The organism is Streptomyces sp. NPDC047022, assembly GCF_040644155.1.
In the GTDB taxonomy this organism is placed as follows: Bacteria; Actinomycetota; Actinomycetes; order Streptomycetales; family Streptomycetaceae; genus Streptomyces.
Genome location: NZ_JBEYVV010000007.1, coordinates 131,528 through 144,622, shown reverse-complemented (window position 1 = coordinate 144,622; position 13,095 = coordinate 131,528). Strand labels below are relative to the sequence as shown.

At 69.9% G+C, this 13,095-nt stretch carries 12 protein-coding genes; all 12 read left to right on the top strand.

What is annotated here, in order from left to right:
- The first annotated feature begins 36 nt into the window (after positions 1 to 36).
- The 12 genes from ABZ845_RS10960 (at position 37) to aroB (ending at position 13,054) form a co-directional block, all read left to right on the top strand.
- Positions 37 to 693 carry a vitamin K epoxide reductase family protein gene (locus ABZ845_RS10960; protein ID WP_360976160.1) on the top strand — a complete coding sequence of 219 codons (657 nt, stop codon included), beginning with the start codon at positions 37 to 39 and terminating at the stop codon, positions 691 to 693.
- Positions 694 to 773: 80 nt separating this feature from the next.
- Positions 774 to 2,129 (top strand): replication-associated recombination protein A, encoded by a 1,356-nt coding sequence (locus ABZ845_RS10955; RefSeq protein ID WP_360976157.1) that lies wholly within the window; start codon positions 774 to 776, stop codon positions 2,127 to 2,129.
- Between the two features lie 338 nt (positions 2,130 to 2,467).
- Positions 2,468 to 3,082 (top strand): 30S ribosomal protein S4, encoded by a 615-nt coding sequence (rpsD, locus tag ABZ845_RS10950; protein WP_360976154.1) that lies wholly within the window; start codon positions 2,468 to 2,470, stop codon positions 3,080 to 3,082.
- A 222-nt stretch (positions 3,083 to 3,304) separates the two neighbouring features.
- Positions 3,305 to 3,760, top strand: coding sequence for a DUF948 domain-containing protein (locus ABZ845_RS10945; protein WP_360976151.1), 456 nt, complete (start codon positions 3,305 to 3,307; stop codon positions 3,758 to 3,760).
- Positions 3,761 to 3,767: 7 nt separating this feature from the next.
- Positions 3,768 to 4,121: a hypothetical protein gene (locus ABZ845_RS10940; protein WP_360976148.1), complete on the top strand. Its 354-nt coding sequence runs from the start codon at positions 3,768 to 3,770 to the stop codon at positions 4,119 to 4,121.
- Positions 4,121 to 6,793, top strand: a complete 2,673-nt coding sequence (alaS, locus tag ABZ845_RS10935) for an alanine--tRNA ligase (RefSeq protein ID WP_360976145.1) — start codon at positions 4,121 to 4,123, stop codon at positions 6,791 to 6,793. The genes ABZ845_RS10940 and alaS overlap by 1 nt, the downstream gene beginning before the upstream one ends.
- 61 nt (positions 6,794 to 6,854) lie before the next feature.
- Positions 6,855 to 7,319 (top strand): Holliday junction resolvase RuvX, encoded by a 465-nt coding sequence (gene ruvX, locus ABZ845_RS10930; protein ID WP_360976142.1) that lies wholly within the window; start codon positions 6,855 to 6,857, stop codon positions 7,317 to 7,319.
- A 126-nt stretch (positions 7,320 to 7,445) separates the two neighbouring features.
- A complete protein-coding gene (gene mltG, locus ABZ845_RS10925) occupies positions 7,446 to 9,248 on the top strand; it encodes an endolytic transglycosylase MltG (RefSeq protein WP_360976139.1) in 1,803 nt (600 codons plus the stop codon).
- Positions 9,245 to 10,087 (top strand): shikimate dehydrogenase, encoded by an 843-nt coding sequence (locus ABZ845_RS10920; RefSeq protein ID WP_360976136.1) that lies wholly within the window; start codon positions 9,245 to 9,247, stop codon positions 10,085 to 10,087. The genes mltG and ABZ845_RS10920 overlap by 4 nt, the downstream gene beginning before the upstream one ends.
- A 182-nt stretch (positions 10,088 to 10,269) precedes the next feature.
- On the top strand, positions 10,270 to 11,454 hold the full coding sequence (gene aroC / locus ABZ845_RS10915; protein ID WP_360976133.1) for a chorismate synthase: 1,185 nt from the start codon (positions 10,270 to 10,272) through the stop codon (positions 11,452 to 11,454).
- Positions 11,451 to 11,966, top strand: coding sequence for a shikimate kinase (locus tag ABZ845_RS10910; protein WP_360976130.1), 516 nt, complete (start codon positions 11,451 to 11,453; stop codon positions 11,964 to 11,966). The genes aroC and ABZ845_RS10910 overlap by 4 nt, the downstream gene beginning before the upstream one ends.
- Positions 11,963 to 13,054 (top strand): 3-dehydroquinate synthase, encoded by a 1,092-nt coding sequence (aroB, locus tag ABZ845_RS10905; RefSeq protein WP_360976127.1) that lies wholly within the window; start codon positions 11,963 to 11,965, stop codon positions 13,052 to 13,054. Before ABZ845_RS10910 ends, aroB begins: the two co-directional genes overlap by 4 nt.
- Positions 13,055 to 13,095 lie beyond the last annotated feature (41 nt).

Here is a 13,095-nt window from a genome sequence, read left to right as displayed (position 1 = left end):
ACCGCACGTCCACTCTCAAGTATCGGAATCGACGTGATGAGCAAGACGACAGTGAAGGACGTCTCCACCGAGTCGACCGAGCCGGACCGCACCGACGTGTCCGGGACGGTGGGAGGCAGCCGTGCGTTCGCCCTGTTGCTGGTGATCACCGGTGCGGCCGGTCTGCTGGCAGCGTGGGTCATCACGCTCGACAAGTTCAAGATCCTCGAGGGCAAGGTGAGCGGCAAGACGTTCACCCCCAGCTGCAGCATCAACCCGATCATTTCCTGCGGCAACGTGATGGAGAGCAAGCAGGCCGCCGCCTTCGGGTTCCCCAACCCGATGCTCGGCCTCGTCTGCTACGGGATCGTCATCTGCGTCGGCATGAGCCTGCTCGCCCACGCCCGCTTCCCGCGCTGGTACTGGCTGACCTTCAACTTCGGCACGCTCTTCGGCGTCGGCTTCGTCACCTGGCTCCAGTTCGAGTCGCTGTACCGGATCAATGCCCTGTGCCTGTGGTGCTCGCTGGCCTGGGTCGCCACCATCACCATGTTCTGGTACGTGACCTCGTTCAACGTGCGCAACGACTTCCTGCCCGCCCCGCGCCCGGTGAAGAACTTCCTCCGGGAGTTCACCTGGGTCCTCCCGGTCACCCACGTCGGCATCATCGCCATGCTGATCCTGACCCGCTGGGGCGCCAGCCTCTGGGCCTGACCCGACGGCCGCTGCCGGGCCCGGAGGCGCTGTCCACCGGGCCCGGCGGCGTTGTCAGTGGGGTGACATAGGGTTTCAGCGTGGAGCCCGACCTGTTCACCGCCGCCGCAGAGGAACGCCAGGAGAAGGACCCGACCGGCAGCCCCCTGGCCGTTCGCATGCGCCCGCGCACCCTCGACGAGGTGGTGGGCCAGCAGCACCTGCTCAAGCCGGGCTCTCCGCTGCGCAGACTGGTCGGCGAGGGCCACGGCGGCCCCGCCGGTCCCTCCTCGGTGATCCTCTGGGGCCCGCCCGGCACCGGCAAGACCACGCTGGCGTACGTCGTCTCGAAGGCCACCGACAAGCGGTTCGTGGAGCTGTCGGCGATCACCGCGGGGGTGAAGGAGGTCCGCGCTGTCATCGACGGTGCCCGCCGCGCCACCGGGGGCTACGGCAAGGAGACCGTCCTCTTCCTGGACGAGATCCACCGCTTCAGCAAGGCCCAGCAGGACTCCCTGCTCCCGGCCGTCGAGAACCGCTGGGTGACCCTGATCGCCGCGACCACCGAGAACCCGTACTTCTCGGTGATCTCCCCGCTGCTCTCCCGCTCCCTGCTGCTCACCCTCGAACCGCTCACGGACGAGGACGTGCGCGGACTGCTGCGCCGGGCCCTGACCGGCGAGCGCGGCCTCGGCGGCGCCGTCACCCTTCCCGAGGACGCCGAGGACCATCTGCTGAGGATCGCCGGCGGTGACGCCCGCCGCGCCCTCACCGCCCTGGAGGCCGCGGCCGGAGCCGCGCTCGACAAGGACGAGACGGAGATCTCTCTCGCCACCCTGGAGGAGACGGTCGACCGCGCCGCGGTGAAGTACGACCGGGACGGCGACCAGCACTACGACGTGGCGAGCGCACTGATCAAGTCCATCCGCGGCTCCGATGTCGACGCGGCCCTGCACTACCTGGCCCGGATGATCGAGGCGGGGGAGGACCCCCGCTTCATCGCGCGCCGTCTGATGATCTCCGCGAGCGAGGACATCGGTCTCGCCGATCCGCACGCGCTGCCGACAGCCGTCGCCGCCGCCCAGGCCGTCGCGATGATCGGTTTCCCCGAGGCCGCCCTCACCCTCAGCCACGCCACCATCGCCCTGGCCCTGGCCCCCAAGTCCAACGCGGCGACGACGGCGATCGGCGCGGCCATGGAGGACGTCCGCAAGGGGCTCGCGGGACCTGTGCCCCCGCATCTGCGCGACGGGCACTACAAGGGCGCCGCCAAGCTCGGCCACGCACAGGGGTATGTGTACCCGCACGATCTGCCCGAGGGCATCGCCGCCCAGCAGTACGCCCCGGACGCGCTGGGGGACCGCGAGTACTACACACCGACCCGGCACGGCGCGGAGGCGCGGTACGCGGACGCCGTGGAATGGACCCGCAAGCACCTCGGTCGGAGGCAGTCGTAGCCACCCTGTAGACTTCCTCGAAGCGCTGAGTCCCGTGTCCGGCCCCGGCCGGCACCACCAGAACGGGACAACCAGCCGGAACCCCGCCGCCGCTCGCGGCACGGGGATCCAGGAGCGTCGCGCACCGTCGAACGGTGTCGCGGGCAGCCCACCACCTCCCCGGCGGCGCCGGGGTACGGGTCGGTGGGCCACTCGCGTGCTGCACGTATGTGCCCAGACCAGGGAGCGGCTGCCCGGCAGGTCCCACGCGGACCCGCAGGGTTTCCCCGGCTGCGGATGCGACCTCCCCTAACCCTGGTGAAGCCGTATTCGCATCAGAAACATGAGGTGTTTGGTTCATGGCGAACCAGTCCCGCCCCAAGGTCAAGAAGTCGCGTGCCCTCGGTATCGCGCTGACCCCGAAGGCCGTCAAGTACTTCGAGGCCCGCCCCTACCCGCCGGGTGAGCACGGCCGTGGCCGCAAGCAGAACTCGGACTACAAGGTCCGTCTGCTCGAGAAGCAGCGTCTGCGCGCGCAGTACGACGTGTCCGAGCGCCAGCTCGTCCGCGCCTACGAGCGTGCCTCCAAGGTCCAGGGCAAGACCGGTGAGGCCCTGATCATCGAGCTGGAGCGCCGTCTCGACGCCCTGGTCCTGCGTTCGGGCATCGCCCGCACGATCTACCAGGCCCGCCAGATGGTCGTTCACGGTCACATCGAGGTCAACGGCCAGAAGGTCGACAAGCCGTCGTTCCGCGTCCGTCCCGACGACGTCGTGATGGTCCGCGAGCGCAGCCGCGAGAAGACCCTCTTCCAGGTCGCCCGCGAGGGTGGCTTCGCCCCCGAGGGTGAGACCCCGCGCTACCTCCAGGTGAACCTCAAGGCCCTGGCGTTCCGCCTGGACCGTGAGCCGAACCGCAAGGAGATCCCGGTCATCTGCGACGAGCAGCTCGTCGTCGAGTACTACGCCCGCTGATCACTTTCCCAGCGGACACGGGACTTCCCACGCCTCAGCCCGCCGTCTCCCCGCCCTTCCGGGCGGCGAGCCGGCGGGCTGACGCATTTCCCGGTCTCAGGCCGGTTATTCGGGTACGGACCGGCCCCTGTGGCGCGATAGGCTCGGGAGACGACTTTTCGATGTTCAGACACGCTCTGGTGTTCAGGGCGTTCTGATGTTCAGACACGTTCCAGGGAGCGGGTGCGCACGGTGTCCGGTGGAGAGGTTGCCGGGATTCTCGTGGCCGTCTTCTGGGCGATCCTGGTCTCCTTCCTCGCTCTCGCGCTGGTGAGGCTGGCCCAGACGCTCAAGGCGACGACCAAGCTGGTGGCGGAAGTGACCGACCAGGCCGTCCCCCTGCTGGCGGACGCCTCCACCGCGGTGCGTTCCGCGCAGACCCAGATCGACCGGGTCGACGCCATCGCCTCCGACGTCCAGGAAGTGACGTCGAACGCGTCGGCGCTGTCGACCACCGTCGCCTCCACCTTCGGCGGCCCCCTGGTCAAGGTCGCGGCGTTCGGCTACGGAGTGCGCCGGGCGATCGCCGGCCGCCGCGACAGCACGCCCGCCAAGGCGCCCCGGCGTACCGTCATCGTGGGCCGCACCGTCCCGTCCCCGCGACGGAGGACGCGGAACACCCGGGAAGAGAGAGACTGACCGAGAGATGTTCCGCCGTACGTTCTGGTTCACCACGGGCGTGGCCGCCGGTGTGTGGGCCACCACCAAGGTCAACCGCAAACTGAGGCAGCTGACCCCCGAGAACCTCGCCGTGCAGGCGGCGAACAAGGCACTCGACGCGGGGCACCGGATGAAGGACCGGGCGCTGGACTTCGCGTCCGACGTCCGCGCCGGCATGGCCCAGCGGGAGGCGGAACTCGACGACGCGCTCGGCCTGAACGCGCCCGTCGACGACCGCGAGATCCCCGCACCCCGGCGCCACGCCGCCATCGAGAACCGCAACAGCCCGAAGCACATCGACAGCTCGACGTACTCGTACAACCGGAATGAGGACCACTGATGGAGTCGGCTGAAATCCGCCGTCGCTGGCTGAGCTTCTTCGAGGAGCGTGGCCACAAGGTCGTGCCCTCGGCGTCGCTCATCGCGGACGACCCGACTCTGCTGCTCGTCCCGGCGGGAATGGTGCCCTTCAAGCCCTACTTCCTGGGTGAGGCCAAGCCGCCCGCGCCGCGCGCCACTTCGGTCCAGAAGTGCGTCCGTACGCCGGACATCGAAGAGGTCGGCAAGACCACGCGGCACGGCACCTTCTTCCAGATGTGCGGCAACTTCTCCTTCGGTGACTACTTCAAGGAAGGCGCCATCAAGCTGGCCTGGGAGCTGCTCACCACGTCCCAGGACAAGGGCGGTTACGGCCTTGAGCCGGAGAAGCTGTGGATCACCGTCTACCAGGACGACGACGAGGCCGAGCAGATCTGGAAGGACGTCATCGGCGTCCCCGCCGAGCGCATCCAGCGTCTGGGCAAGAAGGACAACTTCTGGTCCATGGGCGTGCCCGGTCCGTGCGGCCCGTGCTCCGAGATCAACTATGACCGTGGTCCTGAGTTCGGCGTCGAGGGCGGCCCGGCCGTCAACGACGAGCGGTACGTGGAGATCTGGAACCTGGTCTTCATGCAGTACGAGCGCGGCGAGGGCATCGGCAAGGAGGACTTCGAGATCCTCGGCGACCTGCCGAGCAAGAACATCGACACGGGCCTCGGCCTGGAGCGCCTCGCCATGATTCTGCAGGGCGTGCAGAACATGTACGAGACGGACACCCTGCGCGTCGTCATCGACAAGGCCACCGAGCTGACCGGCGTCCGCTACGGCGACAAGCACGACTCGGACGTCGCGCTCCGCGTCGTCGCCGACCACATGCGGACCTCGACCATGCTCATCGGCGACGGTGTCACCCCGGGCAACGAGGGCCGCGGATACGTCCTGCGCCGCATCATGCGCCGCGCCATCCGCAACATGCGGATCCTGGGCGCCACCGGCCCGGTCGTGGCCGACCTGCTCAACGTCGTCATCGAGACGATGGGCCGGCAGTACTCCGAGCTGGTCACCGACCGGGGGCGCATCGAGACGGTCGCCCTCGCCGAGGAGGCCGCGTTCCTCAAGGCCCTCAAGGGCGGCACGAACATCCTCGACACGGCCGTGACGGAGACCAAGGCCGCCGGCCGGACCGTCCTGTCGGGCGACAAGGCGTTCCTGCTCCACGACACATGGGGCTTCCCGATCGATCTCACGCTGGAGATGGCCGCCGAGCAGGGCCTGAGCGTGGACGAGGACGGCTTCCGCCGCCTGATGAAGGAGCAGCGGGAGCGCGCCAAGGCCGATGCCCAGGCCAAGAAGACCGGCCACGCCGACATGGGCGCCTACCGCGAGATCGCCGACGCCGCCGGCGAGACCGACTTCATCGGCTACACGGACACGGAGGGCGAGTCGACGATCGTCGGTCTCCTCGTGGACGGTGTCTCCTCCCCGGCCGCCACGGAGGGCGATGAGGTCGAGATCGTCCTGGACCGTACCCCGTTCTATGCCGAGGGCGGCGGCCAGATCGGCGACACGGGCCGGATCAAGGCCGACTCCGGTGCGGTGATCGAGATCCGCGACTGCCAGAAGCCGGTTCCGGGCGTGTACGTCCACAAGGGTGTCGTCCAGGTGGGCGAGGTGACCGTCGGCGCCAAGGCCCACGCCACGATCGACGCCGGGCGCCGCAAGGCCATCGCCCGTGCCCACTCGGCCACGCACCTGACGCACCAGTCCCTGCGTGACGCGCTCGGCCCGACGGCCGCCCAGGCCGGTTCGGAGAACCAGCCGGGCCGGTTCCGCTTCGACTTCGGCTCCCCGTCCGCCGTGCCGACGGCGGTGATGACGGACGTCGAGCAGAAGATCAACGAGGTGCTCGCCCGGGACCTGGACGTGCGGGCCGAGGTCATGGGGATCGACGAGGCGAAGAAGCAGGGCGCCATCGCCGAGTTCGGTGAGAAGTACGGTGAGCGGGTCCGTGTCGTGACCATCGGCGACTTCTCCAAGGAGCTGTGCGGCGGCACACATGTGCACAACACCGCCCAGCTGGGCCTGGTGAAGCTGCTCGGCGAGTCCTCCATCGGCTCCGGTGTCCGTCGTATCGAGGCCCTGGTCGGTGTGGACGCCTACAACTTCCTGGCCCGCGAGCACACGGTGGTCAACCAGCTGACCGAGCTGCTGAAGGGCCGTCCGGAGGAGCTGCCGGAGAGGGTCTCCTCGATGCTCGGCAAGCTGAAGGACGCCGAGAAGGAGATCGAGCGGTTCCGCGCGGAGAAGGTGCTCCAGGCCGCCGCGGGTCTGGCCGGGTCCGCCAAGGACGTCCAGGGTGTGGCCGTGGTCACGGGCCGGGTTCCGGACGGCACCACGCCGGACGACCTACGCAAGCTGGTCCTCGATGTGCGGGGTCGTATCCAGGGTGGCCGGGCCGCCGTGGTGGCCCTGTTCACGGTCAACAACGGCAAGCCGCTGACGGTCATCGCCACCAACGAGGCCGCCCGCGAGCGCGGACTCAAGGCCGGAGACCTGGTGCGCACGGCGGCCAAGACCCTCGGCGGCGGCGGTGGCGGCAAGCCGGACGTCGCCCAGGGCGGCGGCCAGAACCCGGGCGCCATCGGCGAGGCCGTCGAGGCCGTCGAACGCCTGATCGCCGATACCGCCAAGTAGGAACCGGCCCGGAGCATGAGAAAGCTCACGAACATGAGGCCACGAGCGTGAGGCCAGGAGCATGAGAAGAGGACGCCGGCTCGCGATCGACGTCGGTGACGCCCGGATCGGGGTCGCCTCGTGCGACCCCGACGGGATCCTCGCCACTCCGGTGGAGACGGTCCCGGGACGGGACGTCCCGGCGGCCCAGCGCAGGCTGAAGCAGCTCGTCGAGGAGTACGAGCCGATCGAGGTCGTCGTCGGGCTCCCTCGCTCCCTCAAGGGGGGCGAGGGCCCCGCCGCGGTCAAGGTCCGCGGCTTCGCCCAGGAGCTCGCCCGTTCGATCGCGCCCGTTCCGGTCAGGCTCGTGGACGAGCGGATGACCACGGTGACGGCCAGCCAGGGACTGCGCGCCTCGGGCGTGAAATCCAAGAAGGGCCGCTCGGTGATCGACCAGGCCGCGGCCGTTGTGATCCTTCAGCAGGCGCTGGAATCCGAGCGAGTGTCAGGGAAATCTCCCGGCGAGGGCGTCGAAGTGGTCATCTGATCGCGATACGGTAACGTTCCGCGCGGTGCGATCGCTGTTTCGAACAGCTGACGCACAGCAAAAGAGGCGGAACGCAGGCCGGGCCACCGACGCCGGCATTCGCCGCCTCGCGGCTCTAGGGGATCGATGACTGAGTATGGCCGGGGCCAAGGCTCCGAACCGTGGCATCCGGAGGACCCGTTGTACGGGGACGTCGGATGGAGAGGTCAGCAGCCCGGGGCGGCCCAGTCACCTCACGGTGCGCAGCCGCAGCACTACCCCCAGCAGCCGCAGCAGCAGCACTACGGCGGCTGGGGCGGCGAGCACGCTCAGCAGGGCGCGTACGACCAGAACCACTACGGCCAGAACCACCAGGGCGTCCAGCAGTATCCGGGCCAGGGCCCGCAGTACCCGCAGGGGCAGCCCCAGAACGGCCGGCAGTACCCGCAAGGTGCCCAGCAGTACCCGCAGGGCGGCCAGCAGTACCCGCAGGGCGGCCAGCAGTACCCGCAAGGCGGCCAGCAGTACCCCGGGCAACAGCAGCCGCAGCAGGGGTACGGCGACGCGGGCTGGGGCAGCGGGCCGCAGGGCCAGATGCGCTACCCCGGGGGCCCGCCGGACCCGTACGGAGCACAGGGCGGCACGTACGGCGGTGAGAGGCCCGATCTCTACCCGGCGCCCGAGGCGTATCCACAGACCGAGCCGCCGACCCGGCGCCGTGCCGAGCCCGAGCCGGAGACCGACTGGGATCCCGGCCCCGACCAGGGCGAGCATGCCTTCTTCGCGGGCGAGGGCGGCGATGACGCCGACGACGAGTTCGAGGGCGGCGACGGCGAACGGCGGGGCCGTGGGGGCAAGGGCAAGAAGCGCCGCAACGGATGCGCCTGCCTGGTGGTCGCCCTGGTCATGGTCGGCGGCATCGGCGGAGCCGGATATTTCGGCTACCAGTATTACGAAAATCGTTTCGGCCCGGCCCCCGACTACGCGGGTTCGGGGAACAGCGAGCAGGTCACCGTCACCATCCCGAAGGGTGCCACCGGTTCCGTCATCGGGCAGATGCTGGAGCAGGCCGGTGTCGTCAAGAGCGTCCGCGCGTTCGTGTCCGCGCAGGAGCAGAACCCGAAGGGCAAGGCCCTCCAGGCGGGCACCTACACGCTGCACAAGCAGATGTCCGCGGCGTCCGCCGTCGAGCTGATGCTCAGCCCGGCGAGCAAGGACAACCTGATCATCGCGGAGGGGTGGCGCAACACCAGAATCTACTCGGCGATCGACGACCGTCTGAAGCTCAAGGCGGGCACCACCAAGACCATCGCCCAGAAGGACTGGAAGTCCTTCGGCCTGCCCGATTGGGCAGACACCGGCAAGGACATCAAGGACCCGCTGGAAGGGTTCCTCTACCCGTCCAGCTATGCGGTCGCCAAGGGCATGAAGCCCGAGACCGTCCTCAAGCAGATGGTCGACATGTCCAAGCAGAAGTACGCGGAATACGGCATCCAGGCCAAGGCACAGAGCCTCAACCTGCAGAATCCGCTCCAGGTCCTGACCGTGGCGAGCCTCGTCCAGGCCGAGGGCAAGTACAAGCACGACTTCGAGAAGGTCGCCACCGTCGTGTACAACCGGCTCAAGCCGAACAACACCGAGACCAACGGACGGCTCGACTTCGACTCGACGGTCAACTACCTGCGCGGCCAGTCCAAGCTCGACACGGGTTCCGTCAACGCGCTGCGGCAGATCGACGACCCGTACAACACCTACCGCATACAGGGCCTGCCGCCCGGACCGATCGACAACCCCGGTGAGGTCGCGATCAAGGCGGCGCTCGATCCCGCCAAGGGGAACTGGTACTACTTCGTCTCGATCAACGAGAACGAGACGCTCTTCGCGGAGACCAACGCGGAACAGAACCGCAACCGGGAGAAGTACCTCGAAGAGCAGAAGAAGGGTCAATGACGGGCACCGTCAGCAAGCGCCGGGCCGCCGTCCTCGGCTCCCCGATCGGGCACTCCCTCTCCCCGGTGCTGCACCGCGCCGCGTATGACGCGCTGGGGCTGAAGCACTGGTCGTACGACAGCTTCGAGGTCGACGAGGAGGCGCTGCCCGCCTTCGTGGAGCGGCTCGGGCCCGAATGGGCCGGGCTGTCGCTGACCATGCCGCTCAAGCGGGCCGTCATCCCGCTGCTCGACTCGGTCAGCGACACCGCCGCCTCGGTGGAGGCCGTGAACACCGTCGTGTTCACCGAGGACGGCAGACGCCTGGGGGACAACACCGACATCCCCGGGATGGTCGCCGCGCTGCGCGAGCGCGGCATCGAGCAGATCGACTCCGCCGCGATCCTCGGCGCGGGCGCCACCGCGTCCTCGGCGCTGGCGGCACTCGCCCGGATCTGCACCGGGGAGGTCGTCGCCTACGTCCGCAGCGAGGCGCGGGCCGCCGAGATGCGGCAGTGGGGCGAACGGCTCGACGTGGACGTCCGCACCGCCGACTGGTCGGACGCCGAGCGCGCGCTGCGCGCCCCCCTCGTCGTGGCCACCACACCGGCCGGGACGACGGACGTACTGGCCGCCGTGGTCCCCGAGAGCCCCGCGACCCTCTTCGACGTGCTGTACGACCCCTGGCCCACCCCGCTGGCCGCTCGCTGGTCGATGTACGGCGGCGCCGTCGTCGGCGGCCTCGACCTGCTGGTGCACCAGGCCGTGCTCCAGGTCGAGCGGATGACGGGCATCGGCCCGGCCCCGCTGGACGCGATGCGCAAGGCGGGGGAGCACGCCCTGGCGGCCCGCGGGAACTGAACTCCGGCGGCCCGGCGCAGCCCTGTCCGCGTCCGTCTTATGGACCGGCGACCGGCTGCGCCCGCGGGACGTGGGAGGATCTGAGGTGGCGGGCCGGGACCGCGCACTGGTCGCGCCGTCGCCGTACGCGAGGACACGCGTACGCAGGGCAGTACCAGAGCGCGAAGCAGTGAGGAGCACCGTTGAGCAGGTTGCGCTGGCTGACCGCGGGGGAGTCCCACGGTCCCGCACTTGTCGCGACGCTGGAGGGCCTTCCCGCCGGCGTGCCCATCACCACTGAGATGGTGGCGGACCACCTGGCGCGGCGGCGGCTGGGTTATGGGCGCGGTGCGCGGATGAAGTTCGAGCGGGACGAGGTCACCTTCCTCGGAGGCGTCCGGCACGGTCTGACGCTCGGCTCGCCGGTGGCGGTCATGGTGGGCAACACCGAGTGGCCGAAGTGGGAGCAGGTCATGTCGGCCGACCCGGTGGACGAGGAGACCCTCGCCGGGCTCGCCCGTAACGCACCGCTCACCCGGCCCCGGCCGGGCCACGCCGACCTGGCGGGGATGCAGAAGTACGGGTTCGACGAGGCGCGGCCGATCCTGGAGCGCGCATCGGCCCGGGAGACGGCGGCGCGGGTGGCGCTGGGCGCGGTGGCGCGGTCGTACCTGAAGGAGACCGCGGGCATCGAGATCGTCTCGCACGTGGTGGAGCTGGCGTCGGCGAAGGCGCCGTACGGCGTCTACCCCACCCCCGACGACGTGGAGCGGCTGGACGCGGACCCGGTGCGGTGCCTGGACGCGGACGCGTCGAAGGCGATGGTCGCGGAGATCGACCAGGCGCACAAGGACGGCGACACCCTGGGCGGCGTGGTCGAGGTCCTGGCGTACGGCGTTCCGGTGGGCCTCGGATCGCATGTGCACTGGGACCGGCGGCTGGACGCCCGGCTTGCGGCCGCGCTGATGGGCATCCAGGCGATCAAAGGCGTCGAGGTCGGCGACGGCTTCGAACTGGCGCGCGTGCCGGGCTCCAGGGCGCACGACGAGATCGTCAGCACCGATGAAGGCATCCGGCGCGCCTCCGGCCGCTCGGGCGGCACGGAGGGCGGTCTGTCGACGGGCGAGCTGCTGCGCGTGCGGGCGGCGATGAAGCCGATCGCCACCGTGCCGCGGGCGCTGCAGACGGTCGACGTGTCCACCGGCGAGACGACCCAGGCGCACCACCAGCGGTCGGACGTGTGCGCGGTCCCGGCGGCCGGCATCGTGGCCGAGGCGATGGTGGCCCTGGTCCTCGCGGACGCCGTGGCGGAGAAGTTCGGCGGCGACAGCGTGCCCGAGACCCGCCGCAACGTGCGCTCCTACCTCGAGAACCTGGCGATCCGATGAGCGGGCCGCTGGTGGTCCTGGTGGGCCCGATGGGCGTGGGCAAGTCCACCGTCGGGCAACTGCTGGCCGACCGGCTCGGAGTGGAATACCGGGACACCGACGAGGACATCGTGGCCGACCAGGGCCGCTCCATCGCCGACATCTTCGTGGAGGACGGGGAGCCGGTCTTCCGCGCCCTGGAGAAGGAGGCGGTGCACCGGGCCCTCGCCGAGCACCAGGGCGTCCTCGCCCTCGGCGGCGGCGCGATCCTCGACGGGGAGACCCGCGCCCTGCTCGCCGGGCAGCGCGTCGTCTATCTGTCGATGGACGTGGAGGAAGCGGTCAAGCGGACCGGTCTGGGCGCCGCACGCCCGCTGCTCGCGGTCAACCCGCGCCGGCAGTGGCGCGAGCTGATGGAAGCCCGGCGCCATCTGTACGAGGAGGTCGCGACGGCCGTCGTGGCGACGGACGGCCGGAGCCCCGACGAGGTCGGCCAAGCCGCACTGGACGCACTGGAGTTGAAGGAAGCATGAGCGAGGCAGTGACCCGGATCCAGGTCGGCGGCAGCGCGGGCAGCGACCCGTACGAGGTCCTGATCGGCCGTCGGCTGCTCGGCGAACTGGCCGGGCTGATCGGGGACAAGGCCAAGCGGGTCGCGGTCATCCATCCCGAGGCGCTCGCGGAGACCGGTGACGCGCTGCGCGCCGACCTGGCCGAGCAGGGCTACGAGGCCATCGCCATCCAGGTGCCGAACGCCGAGGAGGCCAAGACCGCCGAGGTCGCCGCCTACTGCTGGAAGGCGCTCGGCCAGTCCGGCTTCACGCGCACCGACGTCCTCGTCGGTGTCGGCGGCGGCGCGACCACCGATCTGGCCGGGTTCGTGGCCGCGACCTGGCTGCGCGGGGTGCGCTGGATCGCGATCCCGACCACCGTGCTCGCCATGGTGGACGCCGCGGTCGGCGGCAAGACCGGTATCAACACCGCCGAGGGCAAGAACCTGGTGGGGGCATTCCACCCGCCCGTAGGCGTGCTGTGCGACCTCGCCGCGCTGGACTCCCTGCCGGTCAACGACTACGTCTCCGGGCTCGCAGAGGTGATCAAGGCCGGGTTCATCGCCGACCCGGTGATCCTGGACCTGATCGAGGAGGACCCGCAGGCGGCCCGGACTCCGGCCGGACCGCACACCGCCGAGCTGATCGAACGCTCCATCAAGGTCAAGGCCGAGGTGGTCTCGTCGGACCTGAAGGAGTCGGGCCTGCGCGAGATCCTCAACTACGGTCACACGCTCGGCCACGCGATCGAGAAGAACGAGCGGTACAAGTGGCGGCACGGCGCCGCCGTCGCCGTCGGTATGCACTTCGCCGCCGAACTCGGCCGCCTGGCGGGCCGCCTGGACGACGCCACCGCCGACCGCCACCGCACGGTCCTGGAATCCGTGGGCCTTCCGCTGCACTACCGCTACGACCAGTGGCCCAAGCTTCTGGAGGCGATGCGGGTCGACAAGAAGTCCCGCGGCGACCTGCTGCGCTTCATCGTCCTGGACGGCCTGGCCAAGCCCACCGTGCTGGAAGGTCCCGATCCGGCGGTTCTGCTCGCCGCGTACGGAGAAGTGGGCGAGTAGCCCCGCCTTCCGGGCACTTGAGGCCGTCCCCGGCCGTTCAC